The following is a 26,943-nucleotide window of genomic DNA, read 5'->3' as shown; positions in this document are numbered from 1 at the left end:
GCGAGGAATTGAAATGGAAAGCTGGAAATAGCTCTAAATATTATTTCTTATTTTGATACAAAACTGGGTTCAAATCGTCATCGTTGTACATTTTCATTTGTTTGTACACTTTCATAAATTTATCGCCGTTTTCGATATCTGTCAGTAAATCATCAATCGCTGTCGATAAATCGCTTCTTTGCTCCAAAAGAATGTTTAATTTCTCCTGACATTTATCTCTGTGTTCCTGCGAAGCCTCAGCACGATTGGCTTCTTCCTGCATGTGATAAATTTTTAGAGCCAAAATAGACAATCTGTCAAAAGCCCAGGCAGGACTTTCTGAGTTAATTTTTGCCCCATCTTTTACTTGTACACCACTGTATTTTTGCAAAAAATAACTATCGATATATTCTACCATATCGGTACGTTCCTGATTAGAAGCATCGATTTTTCTTTTAAGAGTTAGCGCCGCAACGGGATCTATTTGCGGATCGCGAATAATATCTTCGTAATGCCACTGAACGGTGTCAATCCAATTTTTTAAATATAATAAATGTTCAAATTTATCTTTTGGAAAAGGATTATTTATCGGTTGATCAACACTATCAAATTGATGATAATCTTTGATGCTTTGTTCGAAAACAGAATATGCTAATTTTGAAAACATGTCTTTATTTTTTAGAGATACAAAGATACTTTTTATACTTTTATAGTACGAAAAAAACCAATAATTTTTCGTTTTGGTATATTTGCCCTTTCAACATTTTAAAAATTAAATATGAAAATTCATTATATTTCTGAAAATAATAGCGTTTTAAATCATTTTTTGGGTGAAATTCGAAACATAAATGTTCAAAACGACAGTATGCGTTTTCGAAGAAATATCGAACGAATCGGGGAAATTATAGCCTATGAACTAAGCAAAGACTTAGCGTATAAAAATGTCGAAATTCAAACTCCGCTCGGTATTAAAAAAACGACGCAAATCAATGATGATTTGGTTTTATGTTCGATTTTAAGAGCTGGACTACCGCTTCATAACGGTTTTCTTAATTATTTTGACCATGCCGAAAATAGCTTTGTTTCTGCTTGCAGACACCATCCTAATAATGATGATGAGTTTGAAATTCTTGTAGAATATCAAGCGGTTTCAAACATAAATAACAAGACTGTTTTATTGCTTGATCCCATGTTGGCAACGGGTCAATCTATTGTAGCGGTTTATAAAAAATTGGTTCAGAACGCCACTCCAAAAGAAATGCATATTGCTGTTGTTATTGCCGCACCAGAAGGTATTGCATATCTAGAAGAAAATCTTCCAGAAAATTGTCATTTATGGGTAGCGGCTTTAGACGAAAAACTAAACGAAAAAAACTATATCGTTCCAGGGCTTGGTGATGCCGGTGATCTGGCTTACGGCAGTAAATTATAACTGTGAGAAAAAAGTAAAGGCACTGCACAAAATAAGTAAGTAAAAAACAATTTCGTTACTTAGTTTTTGCTGTACATATTCTACGTGACTGGCCGCCATCATTGCCAATGGTGGAATTGTTAAGAGCAATATATCGTTGCTTTTATTGGGCGAAAGAACATATACTGCAACTGCAAGAACAAAATAAGCCACTATTTTTTTGAATGAAGAATGTAATATTTGTGGCCTGTTGGAAAGCGTTGTAATCATAGAAAATAGAAAAAATAATACAACAGAAGCATAAATAGAAAGTGCTCCGTTTTCGTAATTATTTTTAAAATAATCAATTCTAAAATCTACAACCGCTCTTTCGCGAATGAAGGAAACAGCATCAAAATTAAAGATTAAAGACGTCAATAAAAATAAAACTCCTACCGATAAAAGCGCTATAAAGGGCAAAATCCAGTGTCTATAATCGCGAGAAACGTGAAAAATTATCGAAATAAAAACTAAAATTAAGAAAAGAATACTCCAAAACTGAAATAATGAAGCCACCAAAATCCAGAAAGAAGCATCAAATATTTTCTCTTTTGAAGATTTTAACGACTGTAAAGAAATCAATCTTCGAACTGCCAACAAAACAAAAAAGTTAGCATAAATTATATTCGAATTACTAAAGATTGTAGGGAAAAACAACAAAAATAATAAATAGAAAAATATCGAATAACCATTGTCTTTGCTGAGTCCGTTTTTCTTTACGATAAAATTTACCAGAAAAAAAGACGCCAAAATAAAACACAACAAAATTATCTTTTGGAACACCAAAAAAGAAGAGCTCGTCCAGGATGGATCCTGAATTTGAAACAAAAAAAAGAAAAGCAATATTAAAATTACGACCAAAGAATAATTTAATGGTGTAGATTTTCTAAAAACGCTTGTAATCATAAGGATATTTTATACTTTTGTGATTGTAAATATAATACTTGTTTAAAAAGGAAAACCAACAAGTTGAAAAAAGATTCTATTAATTGGATTTTAACTTCAATGCGTTACAAAACAATAAATAACATATAATTTTATAAATTATGACAGCTTTTTTTGAAGGAATACAATACTTATTTGTTAACATTTTATTTGCTCCGCTTGACTTTTTACGTCATTTAGAACTTGTTACATGGTTTGGTGCAAATACAATCAACTGGATTTTTATGATTATCTGTTCTGCAGCAATCGTGTATTGGATTAAACAATTACGTATTTTTGATGCTGCAGGAACTGAAAATCAAGATACAACGGCTCACTCTTTTTTAAAGTAACCTCTACAATCCCAAAAGGGGAAAAGGTTTTAATTTAAATCATTGCCGATATCTTTTCTAAAATACATCTTATCAAAGCTTAGTTTATCTATGTTTTGGTAAGATTTTTTTATGGCCTGTTGAAAGTCATCACCGTACGAAGTTACCGTTAGTACGCGACCACCGTTACTTACAATATTTCCGTTGTCTAATTTTGTACCGGCGTGAAAAACAATCGAATCTGTAATAGTTTCTAAACCTGTAATTACTTTTCCTTTTTCAAAATCTTCAGGATATCCACCAGAAACTACCATAATAGTTGTGGCGCTTCTTGGATCTATTTTTAGTTCGAAAGTATCTAATTTTTCATCGGCAACAGACAAAAACAATGCTACCAAATCAGATTCTAATCTAGGTATCACTACTTCGGTCTCAGGATCACCCATTCTCACATTGTATTCGATCACGATCGGTTCTCCTTTTACATTAATCAAACCAATAAATACAAATCCTTTATATTCGATTCCGTCTTTTTGAAAACCTTCTATGGTTGGTTTTACGATGCGGCTTTCTATTTTTTCCATCAAAACTGCGTCAACATAAGGTACCGGAGAAACAGCTCCCATTCCGCCTGTATTCAAACCTGTATCTCCTTCGCCAATTCTTTTATAATCTTTTGCCGTTGGTAAAATTTTATAGCTTTTTCCATCTGTCAGAACAAAACAGCTCAATTCTATTCCGTCTAGAAACTCTTCGATCACTACTTTAGAACTCGCAGCACCAAATTTTTCATGAACCAGCATGTTTCTCAACTCAGTTTTGGCTTCTTCCAAATCCTGAATAATCAAAACGCCTTTTCCTGCGGCCAAACCATCAGCTTTTAAAACATAAGGAGGCTGCAGCGTTTCTAGAAATTCGCATCCTTTTTCAACCGTTTCGGCTGTAAAACTGTCATAAGCTGCCGTTGGAATATTATGTTTGATCAGGAATTCTTTGGCAAATTCTTTACTTCCTTCTAATTGTGCCCCTAATTTTGATGGCCCAATTACTGGAATATGCTGTAAACTTTGGTCGTTTTTAAAATAATCATAAATCCCTTTTACCAAAGGATCTTCTGGGCCTACCACAACCATTTTTACATTTTCCTGAAGTACAAATGCTTTTACAGCATCAAAATCAGTTGGAGACATTGCAACATTTGTAGCAATTGCAGCTGTTCCCGCATTTCCTGGTGCAACAAAAAGTTTTTCGCAAAGCGGACTTTGAATCATTTTCCATGCAAAAGCATGCTCTCTTCCGCCTGATCCCAATAGTAAAATTGTCATGTGTTGTCGTATTTAGTTGTGGTGCAAAAATAATTGCTTTTATACGTAAAAAATAATTAAATCTTAAAAAGTTGTTGATTCTTCGCTGTTAGTAATTGGTAAATATTATTTTTGATGAAATTTATCCTGACAATGGTATCACTTTTTGATATTTCTCTTAAAATAAATGGTTTTCCTATAAAGAAAGCTAAAGCCGAATTGGATAGAATTGTGAATTTATCTGAAGCAGAATATACTGATTTTCTCCAAAAGAAAAAAGATGAAATCGTTGATTTTCATCTGCAAAATAATAAGTTTTATCAAGAATTAGCAGGAAATCAAACTATTTACAAATGGGAAGATTTACCGATTTTGAACAAACAAAATTTACAAAAACCACTCAAGGAAAGACTTTCAAAAGGATATACATTAAAAAATATTTACCTTAATAAAACCTCTGGTTCGAGCGGAACGCCTTTTGTTTTTGCCAAAGATAAATATTGTCACGCACTTACGTGGACTTCGATTTTTATGCGTTTCGGATGGTACAATATAAATTTTAATCATTCGTATCAAGCACGATTTTATGGTATTCCGCTACATTTTTTGGGATATCAAAAAGAGCGTTTTAAAGATTTTTTAAGCCGAAGATTCCGTTTCCCTGTTTTTGATTTATCTGATGCTTTTTTAGAAAAAGTGCTGAAAAAATTTCAAAACAAAAAATTTGATTACATTAATGGTTATACTAGTTCTATCGTTTTATTTGCTAAGTTTTTAGAAAATAAAAATATAGTTTTAAAGGAAATTTGTCCCACTTTAAAAGGTTGTTTTGTCACCTCTGAAATGCTTTTTGAATCGGATAAAAAATTGTTGGAAAAGCAATTTAAAATTCCGATCATCAACGAATACGGCGCTTCAGAACTAGATTTGATTGCTTTTGAAAACACTCAAGGTGAATGGCAGATCAACGCCGAAACACTTTTTGTAGAAATTCTGAACGAAAACGATCAGGTTCTGCCTCACGGAAAAGAAGGCAGAATAGTGATCACTTCTCTCTTCAATAAAGCGCATCCTTTTATACGATACGATATTGGCGACATCGGGATTTTGGATGAAAAAAGTACTTTGCAAAAACCTATTCTCAAAAAATTAATGGGCAGAACTAATGATATTGCCCTTTTGCCTAGCGGAAAAAAATCACCGGGTTTAACATTTTATTACGTGACCAAAAGCATCATCGAAGACGACGGAAATGTAAAAGAATTTATCATCAAACAAACCAAATTAGATACTTTTGAAATCGAGTATGTGAGTGATACCGCATTAAATTCTAATCAAATTCTAAAAATAGAAAGCGCCATTGCTACCTATTTAGAACCCAATTTAAAGTTTAGTTTTGTTCGAAAAGATGTTTTAGAAAGAACAAATCGCGGTAAACTAAAGCAGTTTAAATCATATTTATAAAAATTTTCAAGGACGCAATTTGTGTCCTTGAAAATTTACAGAAAATGTTTTTTTATGGATTTCTTATATTAGTTATCATATCTGGTCTCCAATTATAACTACTTCCAGGAGGATTAAAGTTTCCATTAGAATAATATCCGTTGTAAATGCCATTCCATCCCCAGTTCATTCGTAAATATGCACCAGTACTAATTAATTGTGACATTACTTCACCTGGTGTATTAGGATCTGGCACACAATTGTAATATTGCATTTCACTAATTCCATCAACAACCCAGCAATGCCCTCCTTTAGATCCAAAAATTAAAAAATCAGCTTTTTCTGAACCGCATAAAATGACTGGTCTTCCATAAACAATTTCAAATTTGACCGTTCCATAATCATAATTACGATAATTAGCCGCTGGATAACCAAAATTACTTAAAGTTCTTACAATGTCTTTACGATCCGCACCAGAACTGCTACATCCATAATTCATATTTAAATTAGCTTGATATCCTAAATCACGCATTAATCTTGACGTTTCATAACTGCCTCCATTATTCATTAGGTTCCAATTATAGTTTGCTGGATATTCATGGTATCTCATTACTTGTGCAACAGCTGTTGCAACGCATCCAGTATAAGGCCGTCCATTTAGAGCAGCAGCACATCCCTTAGTATCGAGCAAATCGTTGTACCCAACTCCTTGACCCCATTCAGTTTGAAGTAACTGGCCTATGCTTAACTGCAAAGTCGTCATATTATCTCCATTGTTACAATCGCCCTCAGTAATGTAATCGGCAGAAGAGGGAGCTCTTCCTTTACTTGTTTTCGTTACTACTGAAGTGTTACTTCTATATAGAACATTTACGTGATTAGAACTTAGCCATAATTTTTTCAGATCTTTGCTTTGTTCTTTTTTATCTTTCCTAATTTTTTTAACGGTTTGATCAATCGTTTTCATCCATGTTATTATTCCCTCCGGCATATCAGAACTTTCCGTTGGAAAAGAATTATTATCTGAATAAGCTAATATTGGCGAAATCCTATTGTCTCCAGAAATAATTACAAATCCATTATTTTCGTAATTAATAATGTACATTGATGGATTTTCCTGTCCTGTTTTTATGGAAAATGTTTTTTTAACTTTTCTTTTCCCTAAAATTTTTCCGTTCACATTACTGACCGGAGGAGATTGAGCTTCTGCGATCTGAGTAGCTTCCTGAATTGAAATATAATTTGCATCCACATTTTGAACTGCCAATTCTTCCGAATTTTGACACGAATAAAAGCAAAAAATAATACCCAACCAAAAATATTTAACATATTTTTTCATATTAAAAAGTTTTTAAAATTTTATTAAAATTAGTTTTATTAATATGAATTTTACTGTTTTTTTAATTTAATAATGTAAATTTAACATGGTTTTTTGACCATAAAATTGCCTATAAATACAGTTCTATAATTCTTTATGTTTTTAATTAAAAACTTATGGAAGATCAATCTCAACTCTCAGAAGAAACAATTTCTAATAAAATATACTTTATCCGTAATCAAAAAGTGATGATGGATACTGATTTGGCTGCGCTCTATGAAGTCGAAACAAAAAGATTGAATGAACAAGTAAAAAGAAATTTATCCCGATTTCCTGAAGATTTTATGTTCCAACTAACTGAAAATGAATACAATTCTTTAAGGTCGCAAATTGCGACCTTAAAGAAAGGAAGGGGAACTCATCAAAAATATTTACCATTTGTTTTTACTGAACACGGCATTTTAATGTTGTCAAGCGTTCTAAAAAGCGACAAAGCCATTCAAACCAATATCCAGATTATGCGAATTTTCACTAAAGTAAGACAGATGCTTCTCGACACAACTGAAATTAAAGTTGATATTCTTCACATACAAAAGAAACTGGAGAATCATGATAAAAATATAGAATTGGTTTTTTCTTACTTAGATGAACTAACGGACAAGAAAGAAAGCGAAGAAGTTGCCAGAGTGAAAATTGGTTATAAAAAATAAATTTAAAGTTTTTAAGGTCCTAAATTTTTCCTTAAAAATTTAGACAAAATAACTTAAGTTCTTAAAAATGGATTTAAAGTTTGAAGAAAACATCTCAATCTATCCAGATTCCAATTTAAACTTTACTTTTGCTAAAAGAAAGTTTTTATAACGAACCTATGAAAATCACCATAATTGCAGGAGCCCGACCTAATTTTATAAAAATTGCACCCATTATTAACGCTATAAAAAAGAAACAAAATGAAGGTTTTGAGATTTCTTTTAGATTAGTACATACGGGTCAGCATTACGATAAAAACTTGAGTGATACCTTTTTTGAGGAACTCAATATTCCGCAACCAGATGTCAATCTGGATGTAAAAAGCGGTACACAATCTGAGCAGACTGCGGCAATAATGATTGCTTTTGAAAGAGAATTAGTTATACATCCTTGTGATTTGGTTCTCGTTGTCGGCGATGTAAACTCGACTATGGCATGCGCCATTGTAGCAAAAAAATGTCATACAAAAGTAGCGCATGTGGAAGCTGGTATTCGTTCTGGAGACCTTTCAATGCCCGAAGAAATTAATCGTATGCTAACAGACAGTATTACCGATTATTTTTTTACCACATCAACGTCAGCTTCTGATAATCTACTAAAACTGGGTTGTAATCCTGAAAATGTGCATTTTGTTGGAAATGTAATGATTGATACTTTACTCCAAAATTTAAACCGAATTTCAGTTCCTGATTTTTGGAATGAACATCAGTTAAGCGAAAAAAACTACATCATTTTGACACTGCATCGACCTGCCAATGTTGACGAAGTTTCGTCTTTGGTGGCGCTTCTTCAAGGAATTGACACTTTGGTTGGAGATAAAAAAATATTGTTTCCGATTCATCCAAGAACACAGGCCATTTTGAGTGAAAACCAGACAAACTTCAAAAATATCATCTTTGTTTTGCCACAAGGCTATCTCAATTTTATGTATTTGATAAAAAATAGTTTTGCCGTAATCACAGACAGCGGCGGTATTTCTGAAGAAACTACCGTGCTTAGAATTCCTTGTTTTACGATGCGAAACAATACCGAAAGACCCGAGACCGAAACCATTGGAACCAATACTATCGTGGGAACTTCATTAGATAATTTAAGAGAACGTTTTGCTGCCTTTTTGCAAAATGGACCTAAAAAAGCTGGTATTCCAGAACTTTGGGACGGAAAAGCTTCTGAGAGAATTATTTCAATTTTAGTGGATAAAAAATAATGAATGACATCTTAATTATATCTAACTATTATCCGCCCGAAAAAGGTGCAGCCGCCAATAGAATCGAGCAATTAGCCTTAAAATTAGATCAAAATGGGTATAAAGTTTCGGTCATTTCGCCACTACCAAATTATCCAAAAGGCGAATTGTTTCCGGAGTACAAAGGACGCTTTTCAGTTACCGAGAAAGTTCAAAACATAACCTTAAAACGTCTTTGGATTTATCCCAGCAATAGTTCGAATATTTTAAAGCGCATTATTTCGACTCTCTCCTTTTCGACCACTTTATTCTTCTACTTACTGTTTGCCAAAACGCCTAAAAAAGTCATTGTACAATCGCCGCCTTTGTTGCTGTCTTTTACTTCGATTTTGGTGCTTTGGCTAAAAAGAAAAAAAATAATCCTTAATGTTTCCGACCTTTGGCCTACCGCTGCGATCGAACTGGGAGTCTTGAAAAAAGGGAGTGTTTCACATCAATTTTTGCTTTTTATTGAAAGTTTTATTTACAAAAAAGCTACCCATATTTTTGGGCAGTCAGAGGAGATTATTACACATATTCATTCCGTTTTTCCTGAAAAAAAATGTTTTTTATATCGCAATTATCCCGATCATTTTACAGCAGATTTTTTGACAACACAAGACAATGCTCAACAACCAATCAAATTGTTTTATGCAGGATTATTGGGCGTTGCACAAGGTGTCTTTGAACTTATTCAGCAATTGAATTTTGAAAACCTCAACATCGAATTGCATGTTTTTGGTGACGGTGCTGAAAAGAACGAAATCGAGCATTATTTAGCTCAAAATCCGAATAAAAAAATAATTTTTCACGGCATGCTAGAACGAACTGTTTTACATGAAACTTTAAAAAATCTAGATATAGCGCTTGTTCCACTTAAAACAAGAATCTACGGATCTGTTCCTTCTAAAATATTTGAATACAGCGCTTTAGGTTTTCCAATTCTTTATTTTGGAGGAGGAGAAGGCGAAACAATTGTAGCAGAAAATAATCTGGGATGGGTTGCTCCAGTTGAAAATTTTGATTACTTAAATACTACTTTAGTCGAAATTTCGAAACTAGGAAAGATTGAAATTCAGAACATGAAAAAGAACATTTTTATTCACGCAAAAAATCATTTTAATCTCGATATTCAAATAAAAGAATTAATCGAAAAAAATGCTTTTTAATAGGCTTTTTTGTCGCCTTTTAAGGTGTTATAAATCGTTGTCAAAATGATTTTAATATCCAATAAAATAGACCAGTTTTCTACATAAAAAATATCGTACTTCACTCTGTTGATAATATCGTGGTCTGATTCTACTTCGCCACGAAATCCTCTTGTTTGCGCCAAACCCGTGATACCGGGTTTTATAAAATGGCGTACCATAAATTTATCTACTTTGAGCGCATATTTTTCGGTATGGCTTACCATGTGAGGCCGTGGCCCAACAACAGACATATTGCCTTGCAAAACATTAAAAAATTGCGGCAATTCGTCCATGCTTGTCTTCCGGATTATTTTTCCGATTTTTGTGACGCGGGTATCGTTTTTAGAAACCTGATTCAGATGTGCTTCATCGTTTATTTCCATCGATCGAAATTTATAACAATAAAATTCCTGATTGTTTAGGCCGTTTCTTTTTTGTTTAAAAAAAATAGGCCCTCTAGTTTCAAATTTTATTAAAACAGCTAAAATCGGCGTGAGCCAGGAAAGGATTCCAATAATAATAAGAATAGAAAAAGCAATATCAAAAATGCGTTTGACTATTTTATTGAATTTTTCGTCAAGGCGAATATTTCTAAGGGTAATTACCGGAATATAATCGTAATATTCGAAAGTAAAATTTCGAAAAAGTAATTGTTTTTCGTCTGGAATAAATTTAAGTGTTTTTAAATTATTATCAGCAAAGTCAACGATATCACTCATTTGATTTTGAGACAAATCACTCATCGAGCAATACATTTCATCAATTCTGTTATTCAAAACAAAAGCAAACATTTCGTTGATTTTAGTCTTTTTATCATGATCAAAATCAAACACATGAATGAGCTTATAACCGTAATCGAGATTTTCGGTAAAAAAATGCTGCAATGGCTCCACGGTTTTACTATTACCAAATAAAACCACTCTTCTAAAATTTCCGCCAAATAAAACGCGATACTTTCGCAGAAAAAAATAAATCGAAAATTTAATAATTAAAATAAGTCCGAACGAAGTAAAAATAAACAAAACAATTGCGTGAAAACTTGTTTCTTTAGCATAAAAAAAAGCCAGTGCAAAGGAGACAATCGCAAATAAACTGCCTTGCCTGAGGGCACAATTTAAGATCGCTATTACCTTTGTATATCGATACACTTCATAAAAACCCAACTGTGCTGCAATACAAAACCAGGCTATGCTTAAAACCGCTGGAAACAAGATATGCTCTACAGGAAAATGAGCAATATAAGCCGCAAAAATATTGATAATTATAAAATCTATCAAATAAGAAAATGGGCGAATATAACCTGAATATCTTCCTGTTTTGGTTCGCATTATTTTATATAATTAGAAAAATCTTTGTGTTCTTCTTTTGAAAGCTCTTCTTTTGAAAGTGATCTGAAATAATCGTAAGTGATTTTCATTCCTTCGGCACGACTTACTTTGGCTTCCCAGCCTAATAATTCTTTGGCCTTTGTAGTATCCGGCTGGCGCTGTAACGGATCGTTTACAGGCAACGGATGATACACCACTTTTTGGTTCGTTCCTGTGAGTTTTATAATTTCTTCGGCAAAATCTTTAATGGTAATTTCGTCTGGATTACCTATGTTTACAGGATATACATAATCAGAATGAAGTAATCTAAAAATGCCTTCTACCTGATCATCTACATAACAAAAAGAACGTGTTTGCATACCGTCTCCAAAAATGGTCAGGTCCTCTCCGCGAAGTGCCTGCCCAATAAAAGCAGGAATTACACGGCCATCATTGAGTCGCATTCTTGGCCCGTAAGTATTAAAAATACGAACAATTCTAGTTTCTACACCATGAAAAGTATGATACGCCATCGTGATGGATTCCTGAAAACGTTTGGCTTCGTCATAAACGCCACGTGGTCCTATTGTATTTACATTTCCGTAATATTCTTCGGTTTGAGGATGCACCAAAGGATCTCCATAAACTTCTGATGTTGAAGCAATAAGAATTCGGGCATTTTTTACACGTGCTAAACCCAACAAATTGTGGGTTCCCAGCGATCCTACTTTAAGTGTCTGAATCGGGATTTTAAGATAATCTATTGGACTTGCCGGTGAAGCAAAATGCAAAATATAATCTAGATCGCCCGGAACATGAACAAACTTGGTGATGTCATGATGATAAAACTCGAAGTGTTCTAATTTGAATAAATGCTCTATATTTTTGAGATCCCCGGTAATTAGATTGTCCATTCCGATGACATAGTACCCTTCTTTAATGAAACGGTCGCACAAATGTGATCCTAAAAATCCTGCAGCTCCGGTGATAAGTATTCTTTTCATTTTAATATTTTCTGTTCTTTAGCATTATCTGCACTGTTAAACATACAGTAAATAACGATAAAGAAAATTATTCCTCTTTGTCTACTTAAAAAGGATTCGGTCAAAAATAACACTATCATTGTTACCGAAAAAGCAATATGCACAAAATCTTTATTTCTGATTCCGTTTCTAATCGTAATGAACAACATGCTCACCAATATTAAAAATCCGAAGAAACCTAGTTCTGAAAAAAGTTGAACATATTCATTATGAAAATTAAACTCTCCATAACTACTATGTAAATTGTGCTCTTTGATTTTTTCTTTGATTTTTATCTGAGCGGCATCTAAACCAAATCCAGTAAAAAAAATACTTTCTTCCTGAAGCATTTCTTTAAAAATTCTAATTTGAAAAACTCGAAAAGCAGCTCCAGGAAAAAAATCATTCTGCTGAAATTTATCCTGACTCCAAGCCTGTTTTAAACTAATATTATAAATTGGTTTCTGGTTTTCTTCGGTCGTTTTCTTTAGAGAGCTATCAACAAATATTGTTTGAAACTCGATCATAAACCTTTCTCTGACTGGCTTTATAAAAAACACAGAAGACGTTGTGATCAAAATTATTACCAAAATGGTCGCTGCTTTGATTTTTCTAGAAAAACTGGAAAAAAAGAAAAGATATACCATAATCAAAACAAAATCACAAATAATGATATTCTTTGAGGATAATAAAAAAATAAAAACAATGAGAATGAAAAATCCTATTTGATCTAAAATCGATTTGTTTTTCTTTACTAGAAAAAAGAACATACCCAAAGAAGCAAAGACAGCAACATAAATTGCATTAAGCTTCAGAGTAACCAATTCATGATAAAAAAACACGTTGGTATTTGCCGAATTAGCAAATTTCAGAAGTGCCTTTGCCAGATAAAACAGTGCAAAAAACACCATTGAAAAACTGTAAAAGTTAAAAACACGATCATTTATATCACGGTTTATTTTTGGTAACACACAAAAAGCCAATGGAATTAATACTATCAATACTTCCTTTTTTAATCCTGAAATTGTAAACTGTATGTTGATGGTCCAAATTAACGAAAGTGCCATCAGAACATAAAGGACAATAGGGAACAAGAGCGTTTTTGAAATTAGAAAATCTGCTTTTTTGGCTTTTATAAAAGAAATAATTAAAAAAAGAATGCAAGTCATACTTCCAATTATATGTTTCATTGGAAGCGTAATCAACATTGCCGTTAAAAGGTAAACCAACAATGTTTGGTTTTGCCACAATTCTTCAATTTTATTGAAGACTTTTTTCGAATAATCTAAGATAAGATTCATTTATTTTATTCCAATTAAATTCTTGAATTATGGTGTCCAAGTTATTCTGAACAATTTGCTTGTGATTGTCCTTGTTTACTGTTTCTGTAAGCTGTTTGACTTCTGTTGCATTCGAAAAATAAAATGCATTATCTTTCAAAATCGCATAATTAAATTCATTATTATGTGCCACGATCAATGCTTTGGCTGCCATTGCTTCAAGTAAAGATGGATTGGTTCCGCCTACTGAATGCCCATGAAAATAAATACTAGAAAAGTATCTTAGATTATCTAAATGTTCTTTGTTATACACACCTCCTAAAAAACGTATTTTTTGATTGTCGCCAAACTTCTTTTTTAGATAATATCCAAAAGCATTATCATTATTTCCTATTACCAAAATCAGTTTATGATCTTGAGCAGCAGCAACTCCTTCCAAAATTATTTCGATATTGTTTTCTGGCTCAAATCGAGCTATCAGTAAGTTATAATTGTTGTTTTTAACATTATATTGTAAAAGCAAATCCTCTCTTGGATTTAAAAATGGTGCTGCGCCATACGCAATATACGCTGCCTCTTTATTGTATTTTTCTTTCAGGTATTTTTGTATTCCTAAAGAATCTGCAATTAAAAAATGGCTGCTTTTGACGGCTTTCTTCTCTGCAAATTGTAGAAATTTTTGAGTTTTTTTAGAATATTTACTCCTCTTCCACTCCAGCCCATCCATGTTGGTTATTATAATTGCTTTTTTAGGCAAAAGAAAAGACCAAATTGAGTTACTGGTATATCCTAATTGCAGGATAATATCAAATTTTCTATTTCTGGAATCTAAAATACAATTCAAATCATAAAAAAATTGCCCCACTGTACCCATCTTGTGCTCGGGATTGTATTTATGAATAATATTTACGCTTTTAAAAGTTTTTTCCTGAAAAATATGATCGTGTGCGCTGTATACGTAAATATCCTGTTTTTTTTGCGCTAAATAAACAGCAAAAATCTCAGCAAATTGCTCAAATCCTCCATAATTATTTGGAATACCTCTTGTTCCGAGAATTGCAATTTTCATTTAAATTTTATTAATCAATGCTCAAAAATAATGATTTTAAAAGTTTTAATCTCCTAAATGATTTAATTGATGTGAAACAAATTCAATTCTATTTTAATTATATACTTACTTTAATCGCTACTTTTGTTTAAAATTACCTTACCACAGCAGTTTATGATTAATTTTGAATATCTGGAAAATAATTTGAACGATTTACGCCTACAGTATTTAACTGCTAGTCCATTTGCGCATTTAATAATTGATCATTTTTGTAATGAAGAAAAATTAATAAAAGCATATAATAGCATTCCAGAACTCAGTAATAAAAGCCGTGATTATGCTTTTGCAAATAACAAATTTGAAAAATCAAACTATAAAGAATTAGGTCCTGAATTACACGAACTATACGACGCCTTTTCATCTGAAAGATTCAATAAAATCATATCCTACATAACCTCAAAATCAATTTTTGTTGATCCAAAAAATCACGGTGGAGGATTGCATCAGGGAAAGAAAAATAGTTTTTTAGATATGCATTTAGACTTTAATTATCATCCTATCAACAAAAACTGGTACCGGGAATTAAATTTACTTTTATATCTCAATAAAGATTGGAAAAAAGAGTATAAAGGTGGCCTCAAAATAAACGATCTCAGAACAGGTGAAGAAGCAGAATTGGATGTTCCTTTTAATCGTTTAATTATTCAACAATGTGCTCCATATACACTTCATGGGTATGATTTGACGAATTTTCCTCCGGGACATTTTAGAACGTCAATTGCAACCTATGCATACCAAATTCATAAAAAACAAATTGAACAACCACGAACAACAGATTGGTTTCCTAAAGATAATGCCTCATTTTTAAAAAAACAATTTGCTAAAAATTATAATTTTTTAGTAAAAACAAAAAATAAATTATTTGGAAGCGGCACCGCAAAAAATCAATAAATAGTTGACTGATTTGTTTTCTGTTTTAAAAGTTGATATAAAATTACTGCCGATTTTTTCCAGTTGTAATTTTCTTTAATTGTGTGTGCCATTTTTTCGAATTCTGAACTTAAATCTTCTTCAAGAATTTGCTTTAACTTTTGATTAAATTCTGCTTGATTGTTCGGATCAAAATAAAATTTATTAAAAAAACTAAAATCTGACATAGCCGTTTTGTTCGAGCAAATGGTTGGAATTTTTGCGGCCACTGACTCCAATGGCGGAATTCCAAAACCTTCTGCAAACGACGGATAGACCGATACTTTTGCTCCTCTGAGCAATAACAACATAGTCTGAAAATCAGTGTTTTTGATTGTAATTATTTTCTTTTTTATCTCAGGATTCAATTGCTCAAAAGCGTTATGATATTCGTGATTGAAAATACTTTCGTTTCCTAAAAAGAGCAGTTGGTGTTTTTTATATAATTCTAAATCAACAAAAGCTTTTAAAAGTATTTGCTGATTTTTTCTCGGCTCCCACCTACTCACATAAATAATATAGTCTTTCAAAAAGAATTCTTCTGCAACTTTAGCTTTAACCTGTTCTTTGTCGTACTCTTCAAAAAAAGCAAAATCAACAGCATTTGGCGTTATCACGTAATGAGATAACCCCAAATGCTGCTCAATCTTATGCTTTGAATATTCTGAAACTGTGAGTCTTATATCTGCCCGTTTGCCACTTTGTTTGTACAGAATGGTATTGATAATTTTGCTGAAAAAAGAAAAATATAATCGAAAATCAATAAACAGCACGTCATGAGTTGTAACAATATATTTGCATCTTTTTAGGGGTGAAACTATATATTGAAAATGTGCAAAGTCAATTTTATTTTTTTTAATAATTTTAGGAATATCAATAAGCAACCTCAAATATTTGTTGTGGTACCGATATTTTAGGTACGTAACATTTGAATGTTTACCAAAAATAGCTGCTAAGTTATCCGGGTCATTTGAACCTAAAAAAAAATTAAGATCCTGATACTTAATTAACTCTGTATATAAACCTTGTATATACGTTCTTGTACCTTGAAAACCGCTATCAAAAACATGGCAGTCAACAAAAATGCTGGTTCTGTTTTTAATACTCATTTGCTATACTTTTTTGACTATTGTGCTCTCTTATCATGACTTCTCTAATGGCGATCAGAAATCCTATTATGATTGATTTGTTGTCTAATTTTAAATAAAGACCCAAAAAGACCCAATTGGATACTATCAAGAAAACACTTGAGCCAATTAATAAATAATTAATAGCTTGTACAGCCTCAATATTAGATTTTTTTTGTCTGTACAAAATCACCAGAAAAACAAGAAGCAATAAAACGCCTAATAGTCCTGATTTTAAAAATAGGGTCATATATCCGTTGTGTACAATGGGAATATATTGCACGTATTCGTTGTCGTTTGTCCAAACTTTTCTGCCCAAGTTTAGCGTCGAACCTAAACCTTCTCCAAAAAGAACAGCTCTTGTGCCTTTGCTTGAAACTTGTTTTACAGCAATTATATTTTCAAACGATCTGTAATTATCGTTAAAATCTTTCCAATCTTCTTTGTTTATTCGTGTTTTAAAAGCTTCTTCTGGAGCAATTTTTATTTTATACAAAAAAGCCTGTATCCCTTTGCCTTCTCTTTTTGGTTTTAAATAAACAATCGCCGTATAACCTAGGATAATAAAAAATAGTACCGATAAAATTACTTTTAAGGATTTCTGGCTGTAAATCAAATATCCTTTTAAGCCAACATATAAAATGATAAATTGAATCAGGTTTGTTCGGGCTAAATATAAAAAGCTTGACAAGCCTATTACAAGTATTAATATAGTTCTTTGCTTATGTGAAATTTCAACATTCAAATTTTTATAAAAAATAAGAATAATTAATACATAAATTTCATAATCGCTAAAATAGCCTCCATGTTGCCTCAGCAGATTAACACTTATGGTTCTAAATTCGATAATGGTAAAAAACAGCATTACCAAATGCAATAAAGAAATTACAAGCCCGGTATAAACTAAAACTTTTAAAGCTAATTTACTGCTAAACCGACAGAGTTGATATCCCACTAATAATCCTAAAATGGGTTTTACTAAATATGTAAAATCTCTTATGAATAAAAATGCCGTCGTTTTACTGAATAAAGTAGAAAAGATAGCAACCAGAAGTATTGCCAGAAAAACAGCTATGTATCTTAGTATTGTAACAGAATATTTTCTTTTGATGGTTACCAATAAAGTTAAAAACCAAATGGAAAAAGTAAGTTCATAATTTGCAAACAAAGAAACTCCGATGCAAAGTAAAAATAAGATTTGATACGGGAAACTTTTATAAATTGCAAAATTCATCATTATTTCTTCAATCTAATTATTGGTTTTAATACGATACAATATAAAATTATCACCATAATTTCGATGATAATTGTTGCTATAAAAGCACCTTGAAGTCCTATATTTTTTATTAAAAGAAAAAAAACAAGTAAACTAAAAATAGATGATCCGATGGTGATATTTATATATTCTTTATTTCTGTCTAAAGCAAAAAGCAATTGTTTTAAAGCGATAGAAATGGACATAAATATTGGGATAATCAAACCTATTCTAAAAAACAATGTCATCAAATCTAGTTCATTTAAACGAATATTGAAATATAATAAAATCTGCTCGGTAAAAACAAACGCAACAACCAATAACAATAAAACCACTCCGTAATTGAGACCATAATACCTCAACCAATGCGAAATTCCATTTTTTAAATTCTTGTGTATCTGCAAACAGACATCTGCGTACATAAAATTAAAAAACATTTGCAAATAGGTTCTAAAAATCATAACAATCTGATCTATGATTCTGTATTGTCCGGCCATATTATTTCCTCCTACATAACTAATGATCATAATCGGAAGATATTGATAAAACGAAAGAAAAAATTGAGAAAATGTTAAGTAAAAATCCTGTTTTAATAAAATTAAAGCATCTTGCGAAACATTCTGATAGAGCCGCAAATCGTATTTTTTTATCAAAAAAATTAACCCTATTACACTCGAAATTATCAATCCAAAACCTAGGAAAGCATTGGCAAAAATATAATCTTCCTTTTTAGTGATAAAAACAAAAACACCAATTACATAGATTATTTTAGAAATAATATTAATAAAAGAAATCCATTTGTAGTTTTCTAAACCCTGAAAAACCCATGTCGGATTGATTAATTGACCCAATACATAAGATAAACTAAAGAAGAAAACTGCTTGTTCTTTATTAAAAAAAGGCACAAAATGAATCAGTAAAAAGGAAATAAAAAGTAAAATGACAAGCAAAAACAATTTCATTACATATATTGAAACTATTTTTCTTCTAATGATTTCAGGATTGTTTCTATTGATCGCTATTTCTTTGGTTCCGTTGATATAAGAGCCATAATCAACCCAAACATTAAGTATTAAAGCAAAAGAAAAACCAACGCCAATCTTTCCTAGTCCTTCTTTTTCGCAAATAGCTACCAAATATGGCATCACCAAAAGCGGACTAACCAGATTAACAACTTGACCAACTCCATAAATAATAAAATTTTTAATTCTATTATGCTGTGATAAATTCAGATAATGTGATTTAAACAAGGTGATGTGATTTGTTTACAAATATAATGTTTTCAAGTCTGTTCTAAAATAATTCAAGTTGGTATACAAAACCCACTCAGTCATTTCATAATGAACACGGCTTGTCTACATCCAAAAAAAAGAGCCACAAATTGTGACTCAGCAATGTTTTGAAATTATGTTATTTTACCAATAATTGTATTTGATCATAAAGTGCTTTCTCTGAATAAAACAGAGGGTCATATCTTCCGTCCTGAGGTTGAATATTTTGTACAACAGAATTATTTTTGTCAAGAATTTTTACACAATCATTTGGAATGAAATAGTTGAAAAATAATGAATCTTTTGCTTCAAAGCTTTTACTGTAATATTTCATTTTAAAATTGCTGATCGTGATCTCTTTTTGCTGCTGGTTGGTTCCAAAATCAATTCGAATATAATTAGGAATTACATCTTGTGGCAGATCAAAAACAATATCCTGTGGCTTGTCACTTGCTTTTACAGCTACCCAAACCGAATTTTCCTCCTTATAAGGGACTTCATAATCGTCTTGACTGTAATACATCTGAAAATTATCATCTGCTTTAACTGTTGCAGTCAAAGTGACCTGAAAATTATTTTTATTCGTTTCTACTTCAGCCGGTTGAGTTAGATTTTTATTGTCTTCCTTTTTACATGAAATAAATCCTACTAATAAAATCAAGCATGCGAAAATTATTTTTTTTCTCATTTTTTACAATTTTGGGCTAATTTAGTTTTTTAAACTTTAAAAATTGCCGTCTCTCAAACTAGAAATTTTAAAGTTCTGTTTTAATTGTTTTCTGAATAAAAAAATTAATTATTTTTCTGTAAAATTAAAGATTGCTTTCTATAAAAAGCAATAAAAATAGATATCAAAACGTACATAAAAATAAATATTAAAGGCAATACTATCTTCTTTTTACCATAAAAGAAACCCGTTTTTTCAATGTTTGTTGTTGTGCTGACATCTTTTATAATCTTATCACTGGCTATCAATTCAATTCTATGGATTCCCTGTTCTATGACCAATTCATCTTTCGTTTTGATGACATCATTGAGCTGGGTGTTTTCATTGTAATAAACCAGCTTGTCACTTTTTTGAGAATGAGCTTCCTTAGCAGAAAATGCACCTAATACATTGTTAATTTGAGAAATGATCGTATCATTTTGTATCATTTTCGCCTCAATATTTTTCAGGCTCTCCTCCTGAATTTTTTTATAATATTTTGTATTATTAAAAAAACTCAGAAGAGCTTCTGCCATTCCTTTGTCCTTGACTACATCATCTGTAACAAAAGAAATCGTATGATAGGTATAGTTTTTGCTTGTAAGATTATCCTCGATAATTTTTTTTATATCGCTATTATCTGCCATTAATTTAATCAGTTCAAAATTTTCTGGTTTGTTTTTGATAAAGTTATATACATCTACAACCGGTTTTATCTCTATCTTTTTTATTTTTTTAGGATGCGAGATTCCAACAACATTTTTTAGAAAAACAGTATCTCCAGAAGTAATTTTTGCATCAATCAAATCTACTTTTGAATACAAATAATCAACGCTCCCAAAATTGGGCTGAACAATAATTTGATTATCATAACTTTTTTGAGTGTTATCCAAAAACAAACCAAAACCAAAACCAAGGATAACAATCGTTAAAACAATGATCCAATTTCGAACAAAAAAATGTATTGATTTAAAAATCAACGTATTAATTTTATCGAAAAAAATTTGAATCCCTTTTGAAATATCAAAAATATCAATCTCCTGATCTTCATTATTTTGAGGTACTTTTGTACTCATTGATTGTTTTATTTTACGTTGAAAATTTGTTCTAAAATTTTAATAGTAATCAAATATGTCGGTTTTACACCTGTTGTTCCTAAACCTCCCGAAGCCAGCGTACTTCCTGTTTCTAAAGGGTTATCTGATGCATAATACGCATAACGCACTTTGACATCATTTGGCACACTTTTTCTGATTTTCGATGCCGATTGAATGGCTTTTTGGTAATAAGATCCTTCCATCTCAAGACCGATTACACCCCAAGTCGATTCGTGAAAGAATTTTAATAAATCACGATTTTGAAGCGATGTTCCCAAAACGGTAACCATAGCGCCCTCAAAAACCGCAATATCATTTCCTTTAAACATATCACCTGTTAATTCATTTTCGAAAAAATAATTATCTGCCGTTCCTTCGTTGATATGTGCTGTCGGAATCATGATGTCGCCTTTTCCGCCCTCCAGAATTCCGGCTTTACCCATAATTGAGACCGATTTTACTTTGAGTAACGTGTCTTTTTTATAAGGCTTCAAAAGTTCGTCTATGGTTTCATATGCCTGCTCGCCAAATGCATAATCCATTACGATAAGGACTGGTTTTTCGTCTTCCAGTTTTGCTTTCGCGAAAGCGGTTTTTGACCAATCTATTTTGGCCGTATCAAAAATCTGAACATCAATATTGGTTCCAGAGCTATCCGGCAGCGAAATCATTCCGTTTTTCAACGCCAATTCTTCTACGATGTTTCGGGTTTCTTTAGCCGCAGATTTACTTAATTCTTCATAAATAAAGAAATCAGACTTATCTTTAAATTTAGTTTTCAACAACGGTGTTGCAAAAATAGAGTTCATCACACTGTGCATGTTGGCGCTTATCACGTGAATTGGTCGGTTTAGAAGATCGTTTGCCTTCAAAACTTCCTTAATGTTGGTTGCCCAGATTTCTCCGTGAATGTGATGTCCGAGACGTTCCCTTAAAACTGGACTAAAAGTTATAGTGCGTTTGTTGTTTTCGATTACTTCTTCAATGGCTAATTTTCCTAACCAATAAATAATGTGCAAAAAGCGATCTGGTGCATTTTCTGAACCAAAAGCATCATAAATATCCAAAATCTCTTCAAAAGTTCGCCCCAAAATATTGGCTACGTGCGAGATGGCCTTTTCTTTTTCGATCTGAGGCAGCTTTTTAGTCTGCATCACAGCCTGCTCCAGTTTCATCCAATCACGCGAAACTTCGCCTGCGTCATCCAACAAAACTCTGTTTCTAATTTTATGAGATTCGATAAAAATAAAGGTCAAATGGGTCAAAATGTCGTAAATATCTGAACGACCACGTGTAATTTCAACATTCATTTGCTCCTCATCAATTCGATAACAATTTCTTTTTCGTTTTGGAGGCACAATGGCTTGAAAATGCGATTTAGAGTAGCCTTCATCAGAAGTTAAATTAATAAATCGACACTCTTCAATTCCTATCGGAAGACGTTCTATAACGTACAAAAGTCCGTTAAGTTCTACTTTTTCATCGGCAATATTTCCGTAAATTTCAGGTCGCAACGCCAATAATGATTCGCGTAAACTATCGCCAGAAACTCCCATTGGTTTATAAAAACCACGGTTGAACAAATGGCGCATTGTAATGTACATTTTTTCTATCGCAGCAGACGATTCCTGCGCTCTTGATCTTGATATATTTTTGGTTTCTTTCATGCTTTTATTTTAAAAATCTTCTGTTACGGAAGATTATTTTAGTATTTTTTAAACGAAATTAGGAATTAAAAATGTTAATTCCTCTGAAATCATATTAACTGCTTGTAATTATTTCAAATTCCTTCTTAGAATTTTAAAGCGTTTGAGCGCTTCATTTTTGCCCGTCACTTCAACATAATTTATGATTGGCTTAAGCTGCAGAATTACATGTTTTTCCTTTTTATTTCAAATTATCTGCAATATCCCGATTGTTCGACAATCTCGGAATTTTATTTTGTCCGCCCAATTTTCCTTGTGATTTCATGTATTCCTGAAATCCATTTTTAGCAACTTTAGTCACAACCACTTTTCGCAACACATTTCCGGTTATCAAATCGTCATAATAAATATTTTGTTCTCTCATGGCGTTGTCTATCGCTTCCGCGAAAACTTCGATATCTTGTGGTTCTTTTTCAAATTCTACCAGCCATTCGTGATACGGTAATCCGCTTGACGGATTAATTTGCGGCGCAACTGTAAATTCGTTTATCACAATTTTTGTTCCTTCTGTAGCTTGTTTCATGGCGTTTTCGACTTCGTTGGCAATCACGTGTTCGCCAAAAGCCGAAATAAAATGTTTGATTCGGCCTGAAACTATCACCCTGTGCGGAACCAAAGAAGTAAACTGAACTGTATCACCAATATTATAACCCCAAAGTCCTGCATTGGTCGAAATAATTAAGGCATAATTAACGCCAATTTCTACCTCACCAATCGTATAACGTCTTGGCTTTTCGTTAAAAAATTCGTCTGCTTTTATAAATTCATAAAATATACCTGAATTGAGCAGCAGCAACATTCCTTTTTCTTTTTGTGTATCCTGATAAGCAAAAAATCCTTCAGATGCCGGAAACAACTCGATGCTATCTACTTTTCGACCAATCATATTCTCAAATTTTGCTCTGTAAGGCTCATAATTTACGCCTCCGTAAATAAACAAATTAAAGTTTTTGAAAATCTCGCCAATCTTTTTGCCACCGCTTTTTTCCTGCAAACGCTCAAAATACATTTGTACCCAACTCGGAATTCCGGAAATAATCGTCATGTCCTGATCAATCGTCTCCTCAACAATTGCATTGACTTTGGTTTCCCAATCTTCTATGCAATTGGTTTCTAAAGACGGCATTCTGTTTTTTTGCAAATATTTGGGCACAAAATGCGCAGCAATGCCGGATAATCTGCCAAATTTAATTCCGTATTTCTCTGTTAAAATAGGGCTTCCTTGCAAGAAAATCATCTTTCCATCTACAAAATCAGCGTTGCCCGTTTCGTAAATATAATGCAAAATCGCATTTCGGGAAGCTTCTATATGATACGGCATCGATTCTTTGGTAAGCGGAATATATTTTGCGCCAGAAGTCGTTCCAGAAGTCTTGGCAAAATACAACGGTTTGCCTTTCCAAAGGATGTTCTGCTCCCCCATTCTCACTTTATCAATATAAACTTTTAGACCCTCATAATCACGAACAGGAACATTTTTTACAAAATCATCGATTGTTTTTATGGTATCAAAATGATGATCAACACCAAATTCTGTGTCTTTTGCATTTTGGATCAGGCTCTTAAAAACGGCCAGCTGAGTGGTAACAGGCTTATTGGCCCAAGCCTTGGTTTGATGATATATTTTACGTGCAAATAATTTTGCCGCTACTGCTTTAATAGACATTTTTTGTAGAATTATTTTTTGTCACTTTTCTTCTTGTTTTTAACTTTTTCTTTCGAATTTTTATCGATTTCATTGACTTCTTCTCTCAATTTAATTTCTTCTTCAGAAGCACTCATGTCAAGATCCGAAGGTTCATCAGATTCTGATAAAATAGAATCTTTATTAAATTTTGCATATTCCAGCTCGCCTCTCAAAACTTTCTGAATTCCTTTGATGTATGCTTCATTTTTTTTCAGAGCATTGGCCAACGAGTCAGATTTTATGGCCAGTTGGGTTGCATTTTTCTTCAATTCTGTCGAAGAATAACCCGGTATCAATTCACGTAAAGGTGTAAAAGCGATGATATAAGTAGTGATTAAAATCAAAAATATTCCTCCTAAAGAGAAAACCACAAAAACATTCATCAAATTAAGTTTGAAAGAAAAAGTCTCTTCAAAAGTCTCTTCATTCAAAATAACCAATCGTTTTTTTGTGAATAATTTTTTCTTAAAATTAGATTTCTTTTCTCTCATTTTACTTGTTTATACACGGCAAATATAATAATTAATCGCCTTGTTGATGCTTAACAGATTTGCAGGAATAGACTTAAATTAATATTTTAAAGAATATTTAACGTTGAAAAAACCAAATATTTTGACTTAAAATCATTTCTCGTTAATTAATTCTATATACCTTTGCGCTACATTTATACAAAATCGCTTCGGCATTAATTATACAATCATGGGAAGAATAGGTCTTACAGAAATCCTCATAATAGTAGGTGTTGTTTTATTACTTTTTGGAGGTAAAAAAATTCCAGAATTAATGAAAGGACTTGGTAGCGGTATTAAAGAATTTAAAAACGCTGCAAAAGACGATGGTCAGCCTGTTGCTAAAAAAGAAGACCAAGAATCTAAATAAGAAACTACCACTTATTAAAATCCCAAACAAAGTTTTTTGTTTGGGATTTTTTTGTTTATATAAAAAATCTTACTTTTAGAGTCCCTAAATTTATATAAACATGAAAAACCTATTACTCATTGGGACAATGCTTCTTTGTCTCCAAAGTTATTCGCAGACACAGCCGTTTCCTGCAAATATCACCTTTCAGAATGGTATAATGGCTTCGTCTAAAAACAGTCAGGATGCCGTAAACAATTATACGATCTGGAAAACCAATTTTGTAGAATCGTGCTCAAATGGCCGATACAGAATAAAATTTGATGACCCCAACCAAACCGTTTCTGAAGGAATTGGTTACGGAATGCTTCTGAGCGTTTATGCAGCCGACAAAACGCTTTTTGATGGTCTTTGGTTGTATTATAAAGACAATGTCAATTCTAATGCGGTGATGAACTGGAAAATCAATGGCTGCTCTGGAACTATTGGTCAAAATGGTGCAACAGATGCTGAACTGGATGCTGCTTTTGCACTTATTGTCGCCGATTTTCAATGGGCTAGTGCTGGTACCATCAATTATAAAAATGATGCTAAATCGTTGATTGCAGCTATAAAAGCCCATGAAGTAGAAGCCAACACTTACGTACTAAAGCCCGGAGATCAATTCGGCGGAAGCCAAATTACCAATCCCTCTTATTTTTCGCCGGCTTATTGCAGAACTTTTGGAAATTTTACAAATGATAGTACTTTTTGGAATGCCGTTGCTGCCAAATCATATACCGTTATCAACAATAATTTAGCTCAAAATAGTGCTATTGGCGGTTTGGTTTCTGACTGGTGTATGGAGTCTGGGGCCTATTCTTCGCAAGCTAGTGGGTACAACAAAGCCGGAAAAAGCTACAGCTATGATGCGGCCAGAACTCCGTGGCGTATCGCAGTAGATTATGTTTGGTACGGAAATGCCGATGCAAAAACCTATTCTAAAAAATCATCGGATTTTGTACGTGTTAATTTGGGTGGTTCTGCCAATATCAAGGACGGTTACAATCAAGACGGATCCCTTAGCGGCCAATATCATAATGCTACTTTTGTTGGTGCTTTTGCCTGCGCGGCTATGGGTGGCGAAAACCAAACACACCTTACTACTTCATATAATGATTTGAATAGTTTAGGAGAACCGACCAGTTATTTTAATCAAACGCTAAAAACATTATACCTTTTTTTATTAACGGGTAATTTTTACTTGCCTCAAAATGCCACTTTATCTACAGGTGATTTCGAATTAGAAAAATCTGCGGTAACTTTATATCCAAATCCGAGTACTACTGAATTTACTGTTTCTGCTCCGCAAGAATCGATGATTTCGGTGATTTCATCTCAGGGAAGCCTTGTTTTACAACAAAAAGCAACTTCCGAAAGGACCACAATCAATTTGGCCAATCAGTCAGCCGGAGTGTATTTTATAAAAATATCCCATGATAATAAAAGCATTACCAAAAAGGTTATTTTGAAGTAAATTTTTAAAAACTAAAAACTCCCAAATTACGATCGGAACTTGGGAGTTTTTTTTATTGAGTTATTAATTTAGATTCTGTATCTTAGTAGTTGTAAAACAGTACTTATGGAAGAATTTAAAGGTCAAAATATACTCAATCTGGTAAAAGAATTCCCAAATGATGATGCTTGTAAGGCTTA

25 protein-coding genes are annotated in these 26,943 nt (G+C 32.5%); 9 read left to right on the top strand and 16 right to left on the bottom strand.

Annotated features, from left to right (window positions below; translation table 11 throughout):
* Positions 1-40: 40 nt before the first annotated feature.
* Positions 41-646, bottom strand: coding sequence for a DUF4254 domain-containing protein (locus tag J3495_RS04210; RefSeq protein ID WP_210665325.1), 606 nt, complete (start codon positions 644-646; stop codon positions 41-43).
* A 111-nt stretch (positions 647-757) separates the two neighbouring features.
* Here J3495_RS04210 and upp point away from each other — a divergent pair, with 111 nt between their 5' ends.
* Positions 758-1,411: a uracil phosphoribosyltransferase gene (upp, locus tag J3495_RS04205; RefSeq protein WP_210665324.1), complete on the top strand. Its 654-nt coding sequence runs from the start codon at positions 758-760 to the stop codon at positions 1,409-1,411.
* Here the strand turns inward: upp and J3495_RS04200 are convergent.
* Complete coding sequence (locus tag J3495_RS04200) at positions 1,406-2,335, bottom strand: DUF6427 family protein (RefSeq protein ID WP_210665323.1); 930 nt, start codon at positions 2,333-2,335, stop codon at positions 1,406-1,408. The two genes, upp and J3495_RS04200, sit on opposite strands and share 6 nt — an antisense overlap.
* Positions 2,336-2,475: 140 nt before the next feature.
* Between J3495_RS04200 and J3495_RS04195 the strand changes: the two genes are divergently transcribed.
* Entirely contained in the window at positions 2,476-2,706 is a 231-nt protein-coding gene (locus J3495_RS04195) for a DUF6341 family protein (RefSeq protein ID WP_127338089.1), read from the top strand.
* A 29-nt stretch (positions 2,707-2,735) separates the two neighbouring features.
* On the opposite strand, the gene purD is transcribed toward J3495_RS04195, so the two are convergent.
* Positions 2,736-4,010, bottom strand: a complete 1,275-nt coding sequence (gene purD, locus J3495_RS04190; protein ID WP_210665322.1) for a phosphoribosylamine--glycine ligase — start codon at positions 4,008-4,010, stop codon at positions 2,736-2,738.
* Between the two features lie 132 nt (positions 4,011-4,142).
* Between purD and J3495_RS04185 the strand changes: the two genes are divergently transcribed.
* Positions 4,143-5,453 carry a phenylacetate--CoA ligase family protein gene (locus J3495_RS04185; RefSeq protein WP_210665474.1) on the top strand — a complete coding sequence of 437 codons (1,311 nt, stop codon included), beginning with the start codon at positions 4,143-4,145 and terminating at the stop codon, positions 5,451-5,453.
* Between the two features lie 52 nt (positions 5,454-5,505).
* Here the strand turns inward: J3495_RS04185 and J3495_RS04180 are convergent, their stop codons facing one another.
* The gene (locus J3495_RS04180; protein WP_210665321.1) at positions 5,506-6,771 is read right to left on the bottom strand and encodes a C10 family peptidase; all 1,266 of its coding nucleotides are present in this window, start codon (positions 6,769-6,771) and stop codon (positions 5,506-5,508) included.
* A 155-nt stretch (positions 6,772-6,926) separates the two neighbouring features.
* Here J3495_RS04180 and J3495_RS04175 point away from each other — a divergent pair, with 155 nt between their 5' ends.
* The 3 genes from J3495_RS04175 to J3495_RS04165 all read left to right on the top strand — a co-directional run bounded on the left by J3495_RS04175 (position 6,927) and on the right by J3495_RS04165 (position 9,894).
* Complete coding sequence (locus tag J3495_RS04175; RefSeq protein ID WP_210665320.1) at positions 6,927-7,460, top strand: ORF6N domain-containing protein; 534 nt, start codon at positions 6,927-6,929, stop codon at positions 7,458-7,460.
* Between the two features lie 158 nt (positions 7,461-7,618).
* Complete coding sequence (gene wecB / locus J3495_RS04170) at positions 7,619-8,707, top strand: non-hydrolyzing UDP-N-acetylglucosamine 2-epimerase (RefSeq protein WP_210665319.1); 1,089 nt, start codon at positions 7,619-7,621, stop codon at positions 8,705-8,707.
* Complete coding sequence (locus J3495_RS04165) at positions 8,707-9,894, top strand: glycosyltransferase family 4 protein (protein WP_210665318.1); 1,188 nt, start codon at positions 8,707-8,709, stop codon at positions 9,892-9,894. Before wecB ends, J3495_RS04165 begins: the two co-directional genes overlap by 1 nt.
* Here the strand turns inward: J3495_RS04165 and J3495_RS04160 are convergent.
* Genes J3495_RS04160 through J3495_RS04145 form a run of 4 tightly spaced genes read right to left on the bottom strand, consistent with a single transcriptional unit; the run spans position 9,891 to position 14,593 of the window.
* Complete coding sequence (locus J3495_RS04160) at positions 9,891-11,243, bottom strand: exopolysaccharide biosynthesis polyprenyl glycosylphosphotransferase (protein WP_210665317.1); 1,353 nt, start codon at positions 11,241-11,243, stop codon at positions 9,891-9,893. The two genes, J3495_RS04165 and J3495_RS04160, sit on opposite strands and share 4 nt — an antisense overlap.
* Positions 11,243-12,226: a UDP-glucuronic acid decarboxylase family protein gene (locus tag J3495_RS04155; protein WP_210665316.1), complete on the bottom strand. Its 984-nt coding sequence runs from the start codon at positions 12,224-12,226 to the stop codon at positions 11,243-11,245. Before J3495_RS04155 ends, J3495_RS04160 begins: the two co-directional genes overlap by 1 nt.
* Entirely contained in the window at positions 12,223-13,545 is a 1,323-nt protein-coding gene (locus J3495_RS04150; protein WP_210665315.1) for an O-antigen ligase family protein, read from the bottom strand. The genes J3495_RS04155 and J3495_RS04150 overlap by 4 nt, the downstream gene beginning before the upstream one ends.
* On the bottom strand, positions 13,505-14,593 hold the full coding sequence (locus tag J3495_RS04145) for a DUF1972 domain-containing protein (RefSeq protein ID WP_210665314.1): 1,089 nt from the start codon (positions 14,591-14,593) through the stop codon (positions 13,505-13,507). Before J3495_RS04145 ends, J3495_RS04150 begins: the two co-directional genes overlap by 41 nt.
* Before the next feature lie 153 nt (positions 14,594-14,746).
* Between J3495_RS04145 and J3495_RS04140 the strand changes: the two genes are divergently transcribed.
* Positions 14,747-15,523: a 2OG-Fe(II) oxygenase gene (locus J3495_RS04140; protein WP_210665313.1), complete on the top strand. Its 777-nt coding sequence runs from the start codon at positions 14,747-14,749 to the stop codon at positions 15,521-15,523.
* Here the strand turns inward: J3495_RS04140 and J3495_RS04135 are convergent.
* The 8 genes from J3495_RS04135 to J3495_RS04100 form a co-directional block, all read right to left on the bottom strand.
* Complete coding sequence (locus tag J3495_RS04135) at positions 15,517-16,650, bottom strand: glycosyltransferase family 4 protein (protein WP_210665312.1); 1,134 nt, start codon at positions 16,648-16,650, stop codon at positions 15,517-15,519. The two genes, J3495_RS04140 and J3495_RS04135, sit on opposite strands and share 7 nt — an antisense overlap.
* Positions 16,640-17,905 carry a hypothetical protein gene (locus J3495_RS04130; protein ID WP_210665311.1) on the bottom strand — a complete coding sequence of 422 codons (1,266 nt, stop codon included), beginning with the start codon at positions 17,903-17,905 and terminating at the stop codon, positions 16,640-16,642. Before J3495_RS04130 ends, J3495_RS04135 begins: the two co-directional genes overlap by 11 nt.
* A complete protein-coding gene (locus tag J3495_RS04125; RefSeq protein WP_210665310.1) occupies positions 17,905-19,173 on the bottom strand; it encodes an oligosaccharide flippase family protein in 1,269 nt (422 codons plus the stop codon). Before J3495_RS04125 ends, J3495_RS04130 begins: the two co-directional genes overlap by 1 nt.
* Positions 19,174-19,333: 160 nt before the next feature.
* Positions 19,334-19,882, bottom strand: a complete 549-nt coding sequence (locus J3495_RS04120) for a hypothetical protein (RefSeq protein ID WP_210665309.1) — start codon at positions 19,880-19,882, stop codon at positions 19,334-19,336.
* 104 nt (positions 19,883-19,986) lie between these two features.
* The gene (locus tag J3495_RS04115; protein WP_210665308.1) at positions 19,987-20,976 is read right to left on the bottom strand and encodes a hypothetical protein; all 990 of its coding nucleotides are present in this window, start codon (positions 20,974-20,976) and stop codon (positions 19,987-19,989) included.
* 8 nt (positions 20,977-20,984) lie between these two features.
* Entirely contained in the window at positions 20,985-22,664 is a 1,680-nt protein-coding gene (locus J3495_RS04110; protein WP_210665307.1) for a DUF6909 family protein, read from the bottom strand.
* Positions 22,665-22,884: 220 nt separating this feature from the next.
* Positions 22,885-24,369 carry a GH3 family domain-containing protein gene (locus tag J3495_RS04105; protein WP_210665306.1) on the bottom strand — a complete coding sequence of 495 codons (1,485 nt, stop codon included), beginning with the start codon at positions 24,367-24,369 and terminating at the stop codon, positions 22,885-22,887.
* Between the two features lie 11 nt (positions 24,370-24,380).
* Complete coding sequence (locus tag J3495_RS04100) at positions 24,381-24,881, bottom strand: peptidase (RefSeq protein ID WP_210665305.1); 501 nt, start codon at positions 24,879-24,881, stop codon at positions 24,381-24,383.
* Positions 24,882-25,089: 208 nt separating this feature from the next.
* On the opposite strand from J3495_RS04100, the gene J3495_RS04095 reads away from it, so the two are divergent.
* Complete coding sequence (locus tag J3495_RS04095; RefSeq protein WP_210665304.1) at positions 25,090-25,269, top strand: Sec-independent protein translocase subunit TatA/TatB; 180 nt, start codon at positions 25,090-25,092, stop codon at positions 25,267-25,269.
* Between the two features lie 100 nt (positions 25,270-25,369).
* Complete coding sequence (locus J3495_RS04090) at positions 25,370-26,764, top strand: glycosyl hydrolase family 8 (RefSeq protein WP_210665303.1); 1,395 nt, start codon at positions 25,370-25,372, stop codon at positions 26,762-26,764.
* Positions 26,765-26,943 lie beyond the last annotated feature (179 nt).

The organism is Flavobacterium geliluteum, assembly GCF_017948595.1.
Taxonomy (GTDB): Bacteria; Bacteroidota; Bacteroidia; order Flavobacteriales; family Flavobacteriaceae; genus Flavobacterium; species Flavobacterium flavipigmentatum.
Note: the sequence above shows the minus strand (reverse complement) of the source record. Positions and strands in the feature narration are given on the sequence as shown.